We start from the raw sequence: 14,046 nt of genomic DNA, 5'->3' as shown, positions 1-14,046 counted from the left end.
CCGACTACCCTAGGCCGACCCATCGGGGTCGTTTCGCCGGGCCGGAGGTCCGGCACCTGCTCTTTCCCATTCTCATATCGACGGATTTACGCACATGAGCGCACCGCGCACCCTCTACGACAAGATTTTCGACGACCATGTCGTCGATCGCCAGGAAGACGGCACCTGCCTGCTCTACATCGACCGCCACCTGGTCCATGAAGTGACCAGTCCGCAGGCCTTCGAAGGCCTGCGCATGACCGGCCGTAAAGTCCGGCATCCGGAAAAGACGCTGGCCGTGGTCGATCACAATGTCTCGACTTCGCCCGAGCGCAAGTTCGGCATCAAGAACGAGGAAAGCCGCATCCAGGTCGAGGCGCTGGCCAAGAACGCCAGGGATTTCGGCGTCGAATATTATTCCGAGAACGATATCCGCCAGGGCATCGTCCACATCATCGGTCCGGAGCAGGGCTTTACACTGCCCGGCATGACCATCGTCTGCGGCGACAGCCACACCTCGACGCACGGCGCTTTCGGCGCGCTGGCGCATGGCATCGGCACATCCGAGGTCGAGCATGTTCTGGCGACGCAGACGCTGATCCAGCGCAAGGCCAAGAACATGCTGGTGCGTGTCGACGGCCAATTGCCGGAAGGTGTCACCGCCAAGGACATCATCCTGGCCATCATCGGCGAGATCGGCACTGCCGGTGGCACCGGCTATGTCATCGAATATGCCGGCGAGGCGATCCGTGCGCTGTCGATGGAGGGCCGCATGACGATCTGCAACATGTCGATCGAAGGCGGCGCGCGCGCCGGCCTGATCGCCGCGGACGAGACGACCTTCGCCTATGTCAAGGACAAGCCCCGCGCGCCGAAGGGCGCGGCCTGGGATGCGGCACTCGAATACTGGAAGACGCTACAGTCCGACGAGGGCGCGCATTTCGACAAGGTGATCGTGCTCGACGCGGCCAAGCTGCCGCCGATCGTCTCCTGGGGCTCTTCGCCCGAGGACGTCGTGTCGGTGCAAGGCATCGTGCCGAACCCGGACGACATCACCGATGAGAACAAGCGCACCTCCAAGCAGCGCGCGCTCGACTATATGGGTCTGACGCCGGGCACCAGGATCACCGACATCACGCTCGACCGCGTCTTCATCGGTTCCTGCACCAATGGCCGCATCGAGGATCTGCGCGCCGTCGCCAAGGTGGTCGAAGGCAAGACGGTCAGCCCGCATGTCGATGCGATGATCGTGCCGGGCTCCGGCCTGGTCAAGGAACAGGCGGAAGCCGAAGGCCTCGACAAGATCTTTGTCGCCGCCGGTTTCGATTGGCGCGAGCCGGGCTGCTCGATGTGCCTGGCCATGAACGACGACCGGCTGAAGCCGCATGAACGCTGCGCCTCGACTTCGAACCGCAATTTCGAGGGCCGGCAAGGCTTCAAGGGCCGCACCCATCTGGTGTCGCCGGCGATGGCGGCCGCGGCGGCGATCGCCGGCCACTTCGTCGACATTCGCGAGTGGAAGTAGTCCAGACTTGAACGGACCCGAGCCGCACCCGGCTCGGGTCAACGCTTCCCGTCGCGGCGGACGAGTTCGTGGAACTCCTCGCGGCGTCCGGGCTGTTCGGCCGCGACCACAAGCGCAAGCTGTTGTTCTTCGAAGAGCTTGAACCATTCGTCCCATTCGACGAGTTCATAGCCCCCCGCATTGAGCGGCCGTTCAGGCTGGTCCTGATCCTGATAGGCGTGCTGGCCGAAGACCAGCCTCAACATGGGCTGCGTCCCCGCTTCGGGCGAGATGTCGACGATTGCGGGAAAGCCGGCGCGCCCGGCAGCCCACGAGCGGATCGCATCGTGGTCGGTCAGTGTGATTGTGTCGGCCATCGGTCGCTCCAGATTGTCAACGAAGGAACGCTGACCGGAGACGGCGGTTCCCTGACATTATTTTGAGATGGCGGTCCTGCTTGCGGCGAGGCTTAACCGCTTGTTTGGGCTTGCCCTCTAAGCTCTTCCCCGACGTAAGCGAGGGGAAGTCATAGTCGTTTGGACACGGGTCTGCTCATAGCGCTGCTTAACCCGACGATCGCGCTGGCGCTCGGCGCGGCGTTCCTCGTGCTATGGTCCTATCAGCGCCACCGCCCCTATCTGGCCGTGCTGGCGCTCAGCTACAGTCTCTCGGCGGTGGGCTTCCTGCTTCAGTATTTCACCTTGCCGATCGGCATGCCGCTGACCAAGCTGGTGTCGAACATCTGCTTCAGCATCGCCGGCTGCTGCCTGGCCGGCGCCATCGTCCACCGCTATGGCCGCAAGGTGCCCTATGTGGGGATCGGCGCGCTGGCCTGCGGGGGACTGGCGTCGTTCTGCTGGTTCCTGTTCATCGCGCCGGATCTCACCTGGCGCATCCTGGCGATGAACTTCGCTTTCGGCGGTATCAGCCTTCTGGTTGCCGCCGAACTGCGCCCGGTGCGCAACAACGGCCCGACCGAGAAAATCCTGTTCGTGCTGTCGCTGCTGTCGGGCGTCAACTTCTTCGTGCGCACCCTTATCGTCGTCATCGCGCACGGGCCCTTCACGAGCTATGACGGGTTCTATGGCTCGTCCTACTGGACGACGGCGCTGCTGTCGCACGCGCTGCTGTCGCTGCTTATCGCGCTGTGCCTGTTTTCCGCCGCGGCACTCGACGTGTTGAAGGCGTTGAAGACCGAGACCTTTACCGACCCCCTGTCGGGCCTGCTCAACCGGCGTGGCTTCGAGGAGCGCGGCATGCTGCTCTTGCGGCACTGCGCCTCGGCGCGGTTCCCGGTCGCGTTGGTGCTGGCCGACCTCGATCATTTCAAGGCGCTCAACGATGTGCATGGGCATGGGGCGGGCGATCGCGTGATTGCCGATTTCGCCGCCAAGCTTCGGTCGGCGGCCGGCGCGCGCGGTGTTGCCGGGCGTATCGGCGGCGAGGAATTCGCCGTGCTGCTGCCACTCAGCGATCTTGCCGCGGCACGGCTGTTCGCCGAAGCGGTGCGCACGGTCTATTCGGCCGGCCATGTCGACGGGCTTCCCCAGGGAACGAAGGTGACGGCAAGCTTCGGCGTGGCGGCCCGCAGCGGTGACGAGGCGCTGGAGCCGCTGATGCGCCGTGCCGACGATGCGCTCTACAAGGCCAAGAAGAACGGCCGCGACAGTGTACGCCTGTCCTATGAGCGGCCGGAAACGGCGTTCCTGCCGGAGCCGCTCAAGACCGGCTGAATCCTGGCCGGCCAGGACGTTAACGTCTTCTTCGCCCGTCGATGATTAGCTGTCGGCGCGGGTGCGGGAGAACATGAGCGGCGCCAACTTCATCCTGTTGATCAATCTGTCGGTTGCCGGCCTGCTGGCGGCCTGCTTCATGGCGGTCGCCTTCCACGATGTCGGCCGGGCGCCGGCGCGCTGGCTGGCATTTGGCTATCTGCTGGGCATGGCCTATTCGGCCATCGAATTCTCCATTCCCGCTTTTGCCGACGCGCGGCTCCCGGTCGTTGCCGCCTTCGCGGTCTTCCTTGCCGCCACCATTGCGTTCAATGGCGGGCTTGCCCGCAAATACGGCGTGGCGCCGCCCTGGAAGGCGATGCTGTTTTTCCTGTTGGCCACCACCATAGCTGTGTATTTCGTACAGGACCTGCCCCGCCAGTCGCTGATCCGCATCATGGCTTACCAGCTTCCCTATGCGGTCATGCAGTTCATCGGGCTGGCCATCGTCTGGTCATCGAGGCAAAAGCTTGCCCGTCTCGATCGCATATTGATGGCCGTGCTGGCGGCGAGCGGCCTGCAGTTTGCCTCCAAGCCATTCATCGCCCATGCGCTCGGCGGCTGGGGCGCCAATCCGCAAGCCTATCTGCAAAGCAACTACGCGCTGGTGTCGCAATCGCTCGGCACTGTCTTTGCGCTGGCGCTGGCGCTGCTGATGCTGGCCATCCTGGTTCGCGACGTGCTTGCCGAAGTGACGTCGAAGTCGGAGACGGACACGCTTTCGCGCCTGCTCAATCGCGGCGGCTTCACCCGCCATGCCGAACTGGCGGTGCTTGGCGCCCTGCGGCAAGGCGTGCCGGTCGCGCTGGTCATAGCCGATCTCGATCATTTCAAGAGCGTCAACGACAGCTTCGGCCATGCGTCCGGCGACCGGGTGATCGAGACTTTTGCAGGCTTCCTGCGTGAAGCCGCCGCCGCGCATCACGTTGCCGGCCGCATTGGCGGCGAGGAGTTCGCCATCATCCTGCCGGGAACCAACCTTGCCGCGGCGCGGCTGTTCGCCGAGGGGACGCGCAGCGCCTTCGGCGCGCTGCCCATAGACGGACTGCCGGCTGACAACCGCTGCACCGCGAGCTTCGGCGTCGCCGAACTCCATGCGAGCGAAGACTTTGCCGATCTGATGCGGCGGGCCGACCAGGCGCTCTATCAGGCGAAGAATGCCGGGCGCGATTGCGTGCGCGTCTCCGTCGGGCCTGCCGGCAACTGGTCGTCAGCCGGAACGGAAGCTAACGGCAGGGGCTGAGTTCGGGCATCTCGCCGTCGGAGAGGCCGTACATATAGGAGCGGCCCTTCACCAGCACCGGCGGCCGGTAGCAATCGCTATAACCGCCGATTTCGTCGGCTTCGTTCTCGTAGATCACCTTGGGCTGGCCGGCGCTGGTGTAGTCGGAGAGCTGCTTGGCCAGCCTGCCTTGGCCGACGATGATGCGCTTGTAGCCGGCGGCGCTGTCGACGACGAGGTTGCCGAAGGAATCGGCGTAGACGCGATCCTGATGCCGTGCGCCGGCAAGCGCTGGCGCTGCAAGGCCGGCGACCGAGGCTGCTACGACGAGCGCCGCAAGGCGCGATTTGCCCGAATTCGAACGCATGGCGTCCTCCGTGTCTTGAGGGAAAGCCTCCTCGAATCAGAAATTAACGGTTTCTTAACCTTTGTTAAGAGGCCGGCGCGTTTGGCGGCGATGTCTCGGTAAACATGGTTAATATCCGTTAATATCCGACTGGATGGAAAACCCGGTGGCCATCATTCGGCCATGCTTGGCCGCACCATCGCGGCGGCGTCCGCCTTGGCGTCGGGACGATCGTGATCTGGACAAAGCATCGTGGCCGCTTGCCGCGCGGGAGGACAGCATATGGCGCTACGCCGGCCGATTTGGGTGTCCGTTTTCCCGTTGCTCGGTGTCGTCGCTGCCTGTGTGCCGCAAGACAGCGCGCCGAAGGCAGCCAATACCGTCGTCGTCTCACCTGCGCCGGCCCAGCAGTCCGTCGCAGCCGCGGTGCCTCCGGCAGCTGCACCCAAGATCATCACCGACCTTACCGCGCCGCGACCAGGCATAGGCACGGCCACCTATAGATGCGGCAACAACGGTATGATTTTCATCCAAAATCTAGGCACGTCGTTGCGTGTGGTCGGGTCCGACGGCGCGACCGAGGAGTTTGCGGCGTCGCCTGCCAACCAGAGCAGCCGCTACCAGGCGGCCACGCATGACGCAATCGTGATCGACGGGCGCGAGGCGCTGGTGATGAAGAAGGGATCGACGCCGCAGACCTGCAAACGCTGACGCCAGTCTCACCACCGCTGGGCCCTGGAGCCAGATATGTTGCACTGCAGCGATATCGAGCCGGCTTCAGGCCTTCCCAGCCTAATCGATTGAAGCCAAAGCCCGCCTTTTAGTCAGACTAAATTACGTTTTCGAAACGGTTTTCTGGCTTTGACGCGGTGCAAAAAGAGCATTAGAAACCGGCTGTCCGAAGTCGCAACCGGAAGCGGCAATGCCGCATTTCCACCTGAGGCTCCAGAGAGACGCCGAACTGGGGGAGCCATGAGCAAATCACCAGCCACCCGCGAATTTGCCAGACGTGAACGGCCGATTTCGCCGCACCTCACCGTGTACCGGCCGCCGATCACCATGACGATGTCGATCATTCACCGCATCACCGGCGGCGCGCTGTATTTCGGCACGCTGCTGGTCGCCCTGTGGCTGATGGCGGCGGCAAGCTCGCAGGCGACCTTCGATTGGGCCAATTCGGCCTTCGGCACCTGGCTCGGCCGGATCATCCTGTTCGGCTACACCTGGGCGCTGATGCATCATATGCTGGGCGGCGTACGGCACCTCATCTGGGACACGGGCGCGGGCCTGGAAAAGCATACCGCCTCGAAGATCGCCTGGGCGACGCTGGCCGGCTCGATCCTGCTCACGCTGCTGATCTGGATCGCCGGCACCATGGCGCGGGGAGCTTGATGATGAGCGGCAAAAACACCGACATGCGCACGCCGCTGGCGAGGGTCCGCGGCCTCGGCTCCGCCCGCGAGGGCACCGGGCATTTCTGGCGCCAGCGCCTGACCGCGATCGCCAACATCCCGCTGATCCTGTTCTTCGTCGGTTTCCTGATCGCGCTCAACGGCGCCGACCACGAGCATGTGCGGGCAGCCCTTGCCAACCCGTTCGTGGCGCTGGTGATGGCCCTGGTGCTCATCTCCGGTCTCACCCATATGCGGATCGGCATGCAGGTGATCATTGAGGATTACGTGCATGGCGAAGGCATGAAGCTGGCGCTGATCGCGCTCAATACATTTTTCACCATAGCGGTCGGCGTCGCCTCGATCTTCGCCCTGCTCAAGCTGGCATTCGGAGGCTGAGTTGGCCAAGGACGCGAAACAAGCCAACACGGCAGGCTATACCCTTGTCGACCACAAGTTCGACGTGGTGGTCGTTGGCGCCGGCGGCGCCGGCCTGCGCGCCACGCTCGGCATGGCCGAACAGGGGCTGCGCACCGCCTGCATCAGCAAGGTGTTCCCGACCCGCTCGCACACGGTGGCGGCGCAAGGCGGCATTGCCGCCTCGCTGTCCAACATGGGTCCCGATTCCTGGCAATGGCACATGTACGACACCGTCAAGGGCTCGGACTGGCTGGGCGATGTCGACGCCATGGAATATCTGGTGCGCGAGGCGCCGGCCGCGGTCTACGAGCTCGAACATTACGGCGTGCCGTTTTCGCGCACCGAAGAGGGCAAGATCTACCAGCGGCCGTTCGGCGGCCACATGATGAACTATGGCGAAGGTCCCCCCGTGCAGCGCACCTGTGCCGCCGCCGACCGCACCGGGCATGCCATCCTGCATACGCTTTACGGCCAGTCGCTGAAGAACAATGCGCAGTTCTTCATCGAGTATTTCGCGCTCGACCTGATCATGGAGCCGGACGGCACCTGCACCGGTGTCGTCGCCTGGAACCTGGATGACGGCACCATCCACCGCTTCTCGGCCAAGATGGTGGTGCTGGCGACCGGCGGCTATGGCCGCGCCTATTTCTCGGCCACCTCGGCGCACACCTGCACCGGCGACGGCGGCGGCATGGCCGCGCGTGCCGGCTTTCCGCTGCAGGACATGGAGTTCGTGCAATTCCACCCGACCGGCATCTATGGCGCCGGCTGCCTGATCACCGAGGGTGCGCGCGGCGAGGGCGGCTATCTCGTCAATTCCGAGGGCGAGCGCTTCATGGAGCGCTACGCGCCGTCAGCCAAGGACCTTGCCTCGCGCGACGTCGTCTCGCGCTGCATGACGCTGGAGATCCGCGAAGGCCGCGGCGTCGGCAAGAACAAGGACCACATCTTCCTGCATCTCGACCATCTCGATCCCGCCGTCCTGCATGAGCGGCTGCCGGGCATTTCGGAATCGGCCAAGATCTTTGCCGGTGTCGACCTGACCAAGGAGCCGATCCCGGTGCTGCCCACGGTCCACTACAATATGGGCGGCGTGCCGACCAATTACTGGGGCGAGGTGCTCAATCCGACGGCGCTCAATCCAGACCAGGTGTCGCCCGGATTGATGGCTGTCGGCGAAGCCGGCTGCGCCTCCGTGCACGGCGCCAACAGGCTCGGTTCGAATTCGTTGATCGATCTTGTGGTGTTCGGCCGCGCGGCGGCGATCCGCGCCGGCCAGGTCATCGACCGCAAGTCGGCGATCCCTTCGCCCAACGAAGCCTCGGTCGAAAAGATCATGGACCGCTTCGACCGGCTGCGTTACGCCAACGGCTCGACACCGACGGCGGTGCTGCGTGAAAAGATGCAGAAGGCGATGCAGGAAGACGCGGCCGTATTCCGCACGCAGGAGTCGCTCGAAAATGGCTGTAAGCGCATTTCGCAGATCTGGGGCGAGTTGAAGGACATCAAAGTGTCCGACCGCTCGATGATCTGGAACTCCGATCTGGTCGAAACGCTGGAGCTGGAAAACCTGATGGCCAATGCCATCACCACGGTCTACAGCGCCGAGGCGCGCAAGGAGAGCCGTGGCGCGCACGCACGCGAGGACTTTTCGGCGCGCGACGACGCGGTCTGGCGCAAGCATACGCTGGCCAGGCTGAGCGAAGACGGCGAGGTGGCACTCTCCTACCGGCCGGTGCACACCGAGCCGCAGCTGGCTGAAAAGGACGGCGGCATCAGCCTCGCCAAGATCGCGCCCAAGGCCAGAGTGTATTGAGGATCGAACATGGTTGAACTCACGCTCCCCAAGAATTCGCAGATCAAGCCGGGCAAGACCTGGCCGAAGCCGGAGGGCGCCACCAATCTGCGGGAATACCGCATCTATCGCTGGTCGCCGGACGACGACGAGAACCCGCGCATCGATACCTATTTCGTCGACATGGACGACTGCGGGCCGATGGTGCTCGACGCGCTGCTGTGGATCAAGAACAAGATCGACCCGACGCTGACCTTGCGGCGTTCCTGCCGCGAAGGCATTTGCGGCTCCTGCGCCATGAACATCGACGGTTCCAACACGCTCGCCTGCACCAAGGGCTGCGACGACATTTCGGGCGCGGTAAAAGTCTACCCGCTGCCGCATATGCAGGTGGTCAAGGATCTGGTGCCCGACCTCACCAATTTCTACGCCCAGCACGCGTCGATCCAGCCTTGGCTGAAGACGGTGTCGCCGGAGCCGGCCAAGGAGTGGCTGCAGAGCCATGAGGACCGCGAGAAGCTCGACGGGCTCTATGAATGCATATTGTGCGCCTGCTGCTCGACCTCGTGCCCGAGCTATTGGTGGAACGGCGACCGCTATCTCGGCCCGGCAACGCTTCTGCAGGCCTATCGCTGGCTGATCGATAGCCGCGACGAGGCCACCGGCGAGCGGCTCGACAATCTCGAAGACCCGTTCCGGCTCTATCGCTGCCACACCATCATGAACTGCGCGCAGACCTGCCCCAAAGGCCTCAACCCGGCCAAGGCGATCGCGGAGATCAAGAAGATGATGGTGGAGAGAAGGGTTTAGGCGGTTGGTTGGTTGCCGGCGAGAGTAATCCAATGAGCGATGACCTTCCCATCCTTTCCCCTGTGGAAGCTCGCATTCTCGGCTGCCTGATCGAGAAGAAGGAGCTGACGCCGGATGTCTATCCGCTGACGCTCAACGCGGCACTGGCCGCCGCCAACCAGAAGACGGCGCGCGAGCCGGTGATGGCGCTGGAGCAGAGCGAGGTGCACCGGGGGCTGAAGCTGCTCGAACAAAAGGGGCTGGTGCGGCAGATGTTCGGTTCGCGTGTCGAGCGCTACGAGCACCAGATGGCGCAGCGCTTCTCGCTGACCACACCGCAGACCGCCTTGATCGGCTTGCTGTTGCTGCGCGGGCCGCAGACGGCCCATGAATTGTCGGCGCGCACCGAGCGCATGGCACGGTTTTCGTCGATCGAAGATTTGCGCGCCGAGCTCGACATGCTGATCGGCCGCCGACCGCCACTCATCCAGGAAATCCCACGCGGACCGGGCCAGCGCGAGGAGCGTTACGTCCATCTGCTGAGCGGGATTCCGCAGATCGCCCCCATCGCCATGCAGGCTGCGTCGGCTGCTTCATCTGCCTCCGGCCTCGAGGAGCGCGTCAGCGCCCTCGAGGAGGAGATTGCAATGTTACGCGCCCGCATCGACGCGCTGACCGGCGAGCGCTAGGTTCACCTCCTCGAGTAAACGCCGCTCGCTTCGCCGTCGGGGTCGATCAGCCGCAACTGGTTGCCGTCCAGTTGCCAACGCAAGGAGACCGGCTTCAGGTCACCGGGCTTGAATTTCCAGAGGCCCGTAAGGTCGGGCCGGCAACCATTGACGGATTTGTAGGTTCCTGCCGTCGGCGTGAAAACCAGGGTCGAACCGCGCACGGAGGCCTTGCCGGTTTTCAGGGTCAGCGACCGGACCTGACCGCAGCCGTCGACCAGAGACGATTGGAACAGCGCGTAATAGGTGCGCCCGTCAGCCCCGAAGGTAAAGGTGACGCTGCCGCCGCTGCCTGGATCGCAGTTGCTGAATGTGTCGCAATAATTGCCGCTGGCAACTGCAAAACCCCACTTGCCGACGAGCGCTCCCGGCATCGCACCGAGGCGCGAGCGTGTCGTCGGTCCCTTGCCCTGGCCGTAAGCGCCGCCGGCGCTGAAGGCCAGCCAGCCGGCAAGCCCGACAAGTGCCGCCCGGCAGGCGTGGTGTGACGAGGCCCTCAACATCCTTTGCTCGCAACAAGCTGCCGGAGATAGACAAGCCGCGTGCCGATGACATTGTTGACGATCGCCGTCTTGCCGGCCGGCGCCATGCCGCCGTATTTCTTGACCGACGGCCCATGATTCTTCGCCTCTTCGTAACCTGCCATCAATTGCCGCAGATCCGCACAGGACATCGAGGCGTACTTCGCCTGCTCCTGCGGGCTGATGACGCTCGATTGCGCCATGCCGGCGGAGTTGGCCGCCGCCATGCCGGCCATGCCGACGACCGCAGAAACCGGGTTGATGCCGACGCAGCCCGATAGGCCGAGGCACAGGACCGGTGCCGCCAGGACTGTATGCCGGACGCTCATGGCCGACGCTCCCCACACGGCCGCTTCGGATCGCGATGGTCGGCGACGGTTCCGCCGAGAGCGATGGACAACAGATAGACGCGTGGATTGAAGCCTGCCGAGGCGAGCCCCGACAGTGTCCTGAACAATTGCAAATGATACATCGAACCCCCTTGTGGCTGTTTGCGATGCGCTTCCTGATCGGAAACGCGCTGCAAACTAGGTCCGGCAAAAGCGGGCAGCTTGGACGCAGCGGCCCTAAAAACGGCCCAAACGGCCCTGTATTGACGTTTTCGGAGGCGCGGCGCATATCACGCCGCTTCTGATTGACCTGAGGCATGGGGGATGCCGGTGACGGCGACGATGGGGCCAACCGCCTCGTTCCGACTGATGACGGACGCGCTTCCGGAGCGGGATCGCGTCGAGGTCATGCGCGAGGTCTATGGCCGCACGGTGCTCAAGGTCGATCTCGATCCACTCGGCCCGACGCATGTCGATATGCAGGTGCGCGCGTTGCCTGGCCTCGGCATCGCCACGGGCACGTGTTCGGAATTCCGCGTCCATCATTCGACGTCGCTGATCGACAGCGACGATCTCGTCCTCCTGGTCGCCCTCGATGGCGCAAGCGTGATGAAGCATCGCGGCCGCGAGGAGCCGGTCGGCAACGGCCAGGCGCTGATGATGAGCGGCGAGGAGGTCGGCCTCAATGTCATCCAGCCAGGCGGTCTTCGCTTCGTCAATATGAGCTTCTCGCTCAAGGCACTGTCACCGCTGATCGGCGACCCGGCGCCGGCGCTGATGCAGCCGCTGCCAACCTCCGGCGGGGCGATGCGGCTGCTGCTCGACTATGTCAGGTCGATCCAGGATGCCGGCGACGTGCTGACCCCGGAGGCCTGGCATCTGGCGACGACGCATATTTTCGATCTCGTCGCTCTGGCCATGGGTGCCACCCGAGACGCGGCAGAAATCGCCCGGGGCCGAGGCGTGCGCGTGGCGCGGCTGCGTGCCATCAAGGCCGAAATAACAGCCCATGGCGGCGACCTGTCGGCCGAAGACATCGCCCGCCGTCACCGCCTTTCGGCCCGCTACATCAGAAAACTGTTCGAGAGCGAAGGCACGTCGCTGTCGGATTTCATGCTGTGCCAGCGCCTGTTGCGCGCGCATCGGATGCTCAGCAATCCTCGTCATGCCGGACGCAGCATCACGGCGATCGCCTTCGAGGCAGGCTTCAACGACCTCTCCTATTTCAACCGGGCGTTCCGGCGGCGCTACGGCGCGACGCCATCGGATGTGCGGGCGGCCGCGTTGAAGGGCTGACCGCAAACGAAAACGCCGGCCCAAGGGCCAGCGGTTTCTGGATGAATTTGCCGTTCGGGCCTTCAGCCGAGCTTGGCGTCGAGCGATACGTTTATGGCGCCGAGCGCCTTCGAGACCGGACAGCCGGCCTTGGCCCTTTCGGCCAATTCCTTGAACTTCGCCGCGTCGATGCCCGGGACCTTGCCGACCACTGTGAGGGCGCTGCCGGTGATCCCGGTGCCGGGAACCAGCGTCACCACGGCCTTGGCGTCGAGTTCGGTGGCGGGGGTGCCGTTCTCGGCCAGGAAATGCGAAAACTGCATGGCAAAGCAGCCGGCGTGCGCCGCCGCGATCAGCTCTTCAGGGTTGGTGCCGGATTTGCCGCTCTCGTCCTCGAAGCGCGCTTTGAACGAATAGGGCGTGCCCTTCAGGGTTCCGCTCTGGGTGTCGAGCGTGCCCGTGCCCTCTTTCAGATTGCCTTTCCAGACGGCGTTTGCGGTGCGGTCCATGAATTCCTCCTTATTACAGCGGTGGCGCCGGCCAGGCGGCGTTCCTCCCAACTATAGCGCGGGCGCGAGGGAAGGCCACCGCGCTGTTTGCGCGCGCATGCAGCACCGGCGAGCCCCACCGAATCTTTTTTGAAAAAAATGTGCGTGCAAAATGTCGACTTGCATCGGCCCCGAGCGTCCTGCGGGCGGCCACAGATTCTCGTGGCGGATGGAGGTTCGCATGAACAATCTGTTTTCTGCCCATTGGACAAGCACCTGCCGAACGGCTGATCCAGGGAAAAGCGGCCCGCTGCATGTGCCGCCCTCCGGCTTCGGCCGGCTGCTTGCGGCAGTTGCAATCATCGGCATTGCGGTCAGCCTTCTCGACCATGTCGCTGCCGGCAAGAACTCAACCGATACCGTGATCGCCTATGGTTCGTCACAGCAAGGGAGCTGGAAATGAAATATGTCTGTCTGGTCTATGGCGAGGAAAACGACCTCCATGCCATGACGCCGGAGCGTCTGGCCAAGCTCGATGCCGATTCGATGGCTCATGACCGGTCATTGGATCATCGTGGGGTGCTGATCGTCGCGCAGGCGCTGCAATCGGTGAAAACGTCGAAGACGGTGCGGCGACGCCAGGGCAAGCGGCTGATCACCGACGGCCCGTTCGCCGAAACCAAGGAGCAGTTGCTTGGCTTCGTCATGATCGAGGCCGACAATCTCGACCAGGCGCTGGAGATCGCCGGCGAGATCCCGCTGGCCGAAATCGGCACCATCGAGGTGCGGGCGATCTACAGTGTGCCGGGGTCATAGCCCCCGCCATGTGCTACAGCCACGCGGAAACCAAGGCGTTCGATTGAACGATCGTCCCGGTTCATTTGGTGCGCAACTTTTGCGTGTTGAAGCAAGGCGAGAGTTCTCCTATCGTCGCCGGGGTTCTTGGGGATTTCGACATGCCTTTCCTGATTGCTATCCTTGGCGTGATGGGCGCGGCGGCGTTCTGGTGGTACCGGATGAAGGCGATGAACGACGCGGCTCGCGAGGTTGCGGACGTTGTCGGGCGCGTGCAGGGCAACATCCGTCGCAAGAAGCTGCGCAAGCAGGCGGCTCTGTCGCCTCTGACGGCGATCGATGATCCGGTCGTAGCGGCGGCTACGCTGATCACATCAATCGTCTCCGAGGATGGGCCCATCCTGCCGCAGCGCGAGGCTGTCATCCGCGCGGTGATTTCCGAGATCGCCGACAAGAAGAAGACCGACGAGGCGGTGATCTACGCCAAATGGGCGGCGGCGCAGGTCGACGACACCACCGTCGTCATCGACAAGCTGGCGCCGTTCCTGCGCGAACGCCTCGATGTCGCCGAGCGGAACGATCTGCTGCAGATGGTCAACCGCGCCGCCCAGGGCGGGGAAAAACGCCTCGAAATATCCGACCAGAGGATATTGCGGCTGCGGCAGAAGCTGGGTTTCGAGGTCAACTGAGCG

At 63.9% G+C, this 14,046-nt stretch carries 18 protein-coding genes; 13 read left to right on the top strand and 5 right to left on the bottom strand.

Going from position 1 to position 14,046, the window contains the following annotated elements:
• Positions 1 to 94: 94 nt before the first annotated feature.
• Positions 95 to 1,504, top strand: a complete 1,410-nt coding sequence (gene leuC / locus EOC83_RS24600) for a 3-isopropylmalate dehydratase large subunit (protein ID WP_063169533.1) — start codon at positions 95 to 97, stop codon at positions 1,502 to 1,504.
• A gap of 38 nt (positions 1,505 to 1,542) precedes the next feature.
• On the opposite strand, the gene EOC83_RS24595 is transcribed toward leuC, so the two are convergent.
• Positions 1,543 to 1,860 (bottom strand): hypothetical protein, encoded by a 318-nt coding sequence (locus EOC83_RS24595; protein WP_013528869.1) that lies wholly within the window; start codon positions 1,858 to 1,860, stop codon positions 1,543 to 1,545.
• Positions 1,861 to 2,019: 159 nt separating this feature from the next.
• On the opposite strand from EOC83_RS24595, the gene EOC83_RS24590 reads away from it, so the two are divergent.
• Together EOC83_RS24590 and EOC83_RS24585 are read left to right on the top strand one after the other, a co-directional pair.
• On the top strand, positions 2,020 to 3,216 hold the full coding sequence (locus tag EOC83_RS24590; RefSeq protein ID WP_063169532.1) for a GGDEF domain-containing protein: 1,197 nt from the start codon (positions 2,020 to 2,022) through the stop codon (positions 3,214 to 3,216).
• A 73-nt stretch (positions 3,217 to 3,289) separates the two neighbouring features.
• Positions 3,290 to 4,498 carry a GGDEF domain-containing protein gene (locus EOC83_RS24585; RefSeq protein WP_063169531.1) on the top strand — a complete coding sequence of 403 codons (1,209 nt, stop codon included), beginning with the start codon at positions 3,290 to 3,292 and terminating at the stop codon, positions 4,496 to 4,498.
• Here the strand turns inward: EOC83_RS24585 and EOC83_RS24580 are convergent.
• Positions 4,482 to 4,844 (bottom strand): hypothetical protein, encoded by a 363-nt coding sequence (locus EOC83_RS24580; protein ID WP_024504989.1) that lies wholly within the window; start codon positions 4,842 to 4,844, stop codon positions 4,482 to 4,484. The two genes, EOC83_RS24585 and EOC83_RS24580, sit on opposite strands and share 17 nt — an antisense overlap.
• A gap of 261 nt (positions 4,845 to 5,105) precedes the next feature.
• Between EOC83_RS24580 and EOC83_RS24575 the strand changes: the two genes are divergently transcribed.
• From EOC83_RS24575 to EOC83_RS24550, 6 genes are all read left to right on the top strand, one after another.
• The gene (locus EOC83_RS24575; protein WP_063169530.1) at positions 5,106 to 5,534 is read left to right on the top strand and encodes a hypothetical protein; all 429 of its coding nucleotides are present in this window, start codon (positions 5,106 to 5,108) and stop codon (positions 5,532 to 5,534) included.
• A gap of 261 nt (positions 5,535 to 5,795) precedes the next feature.
• Positions 5,796 to 6,215: a succinate dehydrogenase, cytochrome b556 subunit gene (gene sdhC / locus EOC83_RS24570; protein WP_063169529.1), complete on the top strand. Its 420-nt coding sequence runs from the start codon at positions 5,796 to 5,798 to the stop codon at positions 6,213 to 6,215.
• 2 nt (positions 6,216 to 6,217) lie between these two features.
• Positions 6,218 to 6,613 (top strand): succinate dehydrogenase, hydrophobic membrane anchor protein, encoded by a 396-nt coding sequence (gene sdhD / locus EOC83_RS24565; protein WP_013528875.1) that lies wholly within the window; start codon positions 6,218 to 6,220, stop codon positions 6,611 to 6,613.
• A 1-nt stretch (position 6,614) separates the two neighbouring features.
• Positions 6,615 to 8,450 carry a succinate dehydrogenase flavoprotein subunit gene (gene sdhA / locus EOC83_RS24560; protein ID WP_063169528.1) on the top strand — a complete coding sequence of 612 codons (1,836 nt, stop codon included), beginning with the start codon at positions 6,615 to 6,617 and terminating at the stop codon, positions 8,448 to 8,450.
• A gap of 9 nt (positions 8,451 to 8,459) precedes the next feature.
• Positions 8,460 to 9,239 carry a succinate dehydrogenase iron-sulfur subunit gene (locus EOC83_RS24555; RefSeq protein ID WP_013528877.1) on the top strand — a complete coding sequence of 260 codons (780 nt, stop codon included), beginning with the start codon at positions 8,460 to 8,462 and terminating at the stop codon, positions 9,237 to 9,239.
• A 32-nt stretch (positions 9,240 to 9,271) separates the two neighbouring features.
• A complete protein-coding gene (locus EOC83_RS24550) occupies positions 9,272 to 9,907 on the top strand; it encodes a DUF480 domain-containing protein (RefSeq protein WP_027163303.1) in 636 nt (211 codons plus the stop codon).
• A gap of 2 nt (positions 9,908 to 9,909) precedes the next feature.
• Here EOC83_RS24550 and EOC83_RS24545 read toward each other — a convergent pair whose 3' ends face one another.
• Together EOC83_RS24545 and EOC83_RS24540 are read right to left on the bottom strand one after the other, a co-directional pair.
• Positions 9,910 to 10,449 (bottom strand): hypothetical protein, encoded by a 540-nt coding sequence (locus EOC83_RS24545; protein ID WP_027163304.1) that lies wholly within the window; start codon positions 10,447 to 10,449, stop codon positions 9,910 to 9,912.
• The gene (locus tag EOC83_RS24540; protein WP_013528880.1) at positions 10,443 to 10,796 is read right to left on the bottom strand and encodes a hypothetical protein; all 354 of its coding nucleotides are present in this window, start codon (positions 10,794 to 10,796) and stop codon (positions 10,443 to 10,445) included. The genes EOC83_RS24545 and EOC83_RS24540 overlap by 7 nt, the downstream gene beginning before the upstream one ends.
• A 324-nt stretch (positions 10,797 to 11,120) precedes the next feature.
• Between EOC83_RS24540 and EOC83_RS24530 the strand changes: the two genes are divergently transcribed.
• A complete protein-coding gene (locus EOC83_RS24530; RefSeq protein ID WP_013528882.1) occupies positions 11,121 to 12,092 on the top strand; it encodes an AraC family transcriptional regulator in 972 nt (323 codons plus the stop codon).
• A 62-nt stretch (positions 12,093 to 12,154) separates the two neighbouring features.
• Here EOC83_RS24530 and EOC83_RS24525 read toward each other — a convergent pair whose 3' ends face one another.
• Positions 12,155 to 12,580: an OsmC family protein gene (locus EOC83_RS24525; RefSeq protein ID WP_063169527.1), complete on the bottom strand. Its 426-nt coding sequence runs from the start codon at positions 12,578 to 12,580 to the stop codon at positions 12,155 to 12,157.
• A gap of 220 nt (positions 12,581 to 12,800) precedes the next feature.
• Between EOC83_RS24525 and EOC83_RS24520 the strand changes: the two genes are divergently transcribed.
• From EOC83_RS24520 to EOC83_RS24510, 3 genes are all read left to right on the top strand, one after another.
• On the top strand, positions 12,801 to 13,022 hold the full coding sequence (locus EOC83_RS24520; protein WP_063170404.1) for a hypothetical protein: 222 nt from the start codon (positions 12,801 to 12,803) through the stop codon (positions 13,020 to 13,022).
• Positions 13,019 to 13,375, top strand: coding sequence for a YciI family protein (locus EOC83_RS24515; protein WP_063169526.1), 357 nt, complete (start codon positions 13,019 to 13,021; stop codon positions 13,373 to 13,375). Before EOC83_RS24520 ends, EOC83_RS24515 begins: the two co-directional genes overlap by 4 nt.
• A 140-nt stretch (positions 13,376 to 13,515) precedes the next feature.
• Entirely contained in the window at positions 13,516 to 14,043 is a 528-nt protein-coding gene (locus EOC83_RS24510; protein WP_024504998.1) for a hypothetical protein, read from the top strand.
• Positions 14,044 to 14,046 lie beyond the last annotated feature (3 nt).

Origin of the sequence: Mesorhizobium sp. Primo-A, from assembly GCF_003997175.1 — a bacterium.
Classification (GTDB): domain Bacteria; phylum Pseudomonadota; class Alphaproteobacteria; order Rhizobiales; family Rhizobiaceae; genus Mesorhizobium; species Mesorhizobium ciceri.
Note: the sequence above shows the minus strand (reverse complement) of the source record. Positions and strands in the feature narration are given on the sequence as shown.

What these genes read in the sequence shown, in the direction of transcription:
- leuC (WP_063169533.1), top strand. Translation starts at nt 95, where the DNA reads ATGAGCGCACCGCGCACCCTCTACGACAAGATTTTCGACGACCATGTC.
- EOC83_RS24595 (WP_013528869.1), bottom strand. Translation starts at nt 1,860, where the DNA reads ATGGCCGACACAATCACACTGACCGACCACGATGCGATCCGCTCGTGG.
- EOC83_RS24585 (WP_063169531.1), top strand. Translation starts at nt 3,290, where the DNA reads ATGAGCGGCGCCAACTTCATCCTGTTGATCAATCTGTCGGTTGCCGGC.
- EOC83_RS24580 (WP_024504989.1), bottom strand. Translation starts at nt 4,844, where the DNA reads ATGCGTTCGAATTCGGGCAAATCGCGCCTTGCGGCGCTCGTCGTAGCA.
- EOC83_RS24575 (WP_063169530.1), top strand. Translation starts at nt 5,106, where the DNA reads ATGGCGCTACGCCGGCCGATTTGGGTGTCCGTTTTCCCGTTGCTCGGT.
- sdhC (WP_063169529.1), top strand. Translation starts at nt 5,796, where the DNA reads ATGAGCAAATCACCAGCCACCCGCGAATTTGCCAGACGTGAACGGCCG.
- sdhD (WP_013528875.1), top strand. Translation starts at nt 6,218, where the DNA reads ATGAGCGGCAAAAACACCGACATGCGCACGCCGCTGGCGAGGGTCCGC.
- EOC83_RS24555 (WP_013528877.1), top strand. Translation starts at nt 8,460, where the DNA reads ATGGTTGAACTCACGCTCCCCAAGAATTCGCAGATCAAGCCGGGCAAG.
- EOC83_RS24550 (WP_027163303.1), top strand. Translation starts at nt 9,272, where the DNA reads ATGAGCGATGACCTTCCCATCCTTTCCCCTGTGGAAGCTCGCATTCTC.
- EOC83_RS24545 (WP_027163304.1), bottom strand. Translation starts at nt 10,449, where the DNA reads ATGTTGAGGGCCTCGTCACACCACGCCTGCCGGGCGGCACTTGTCGGG.
- EOC83_RS24540 (WP_013528880.1), bottom strand. Translation starts at nt 10,796, where the DNA reads ATGAGCGTCCGGCATACAGTCCTGGCGGCACCGGTCCTGTGCCTCGGC.
- EOC83_RS24530 (WP_013528882.1), top strand. Translation starts at nt 11,121, where the DNA reads ATGCCGGTGACGGCGACGATGGGGCCAACCGCCTCGTTCCGACTGATG.
- EOC83_RS24525 (WP_063169527.1), bottom strand. Translation starts at nt 12,580, where the DNA reads ATGGACCGCACCGCAAACGCCGTCTGGAAAGGCAATCTGAAAGAGGGC.
- EOC83_RS24520 (WP_063170404.1), top strand. Translation starts at nt 12,801, where the DNA reads ATGAACAATCTGTTTTCTGCCCATTGGACAAGCACCTGCCGAACGGCT.
- EOC83_RS24515 (WP_063169526.1), top strand. Translation starts at nt 13,019, where the DNA reads ATGAAATATGTCTGTCTGGTCTATGGCGAGGAAAACGACCTCCATGCC.
- EOC83_RS24510 (WP_024504998.1), top strand. Translation starts at nt 13,516, where the DNA reads ATGCCTTTCCTGATTGCTATCCTTGGCGTGATGGGCGCGGCGGCGTTC.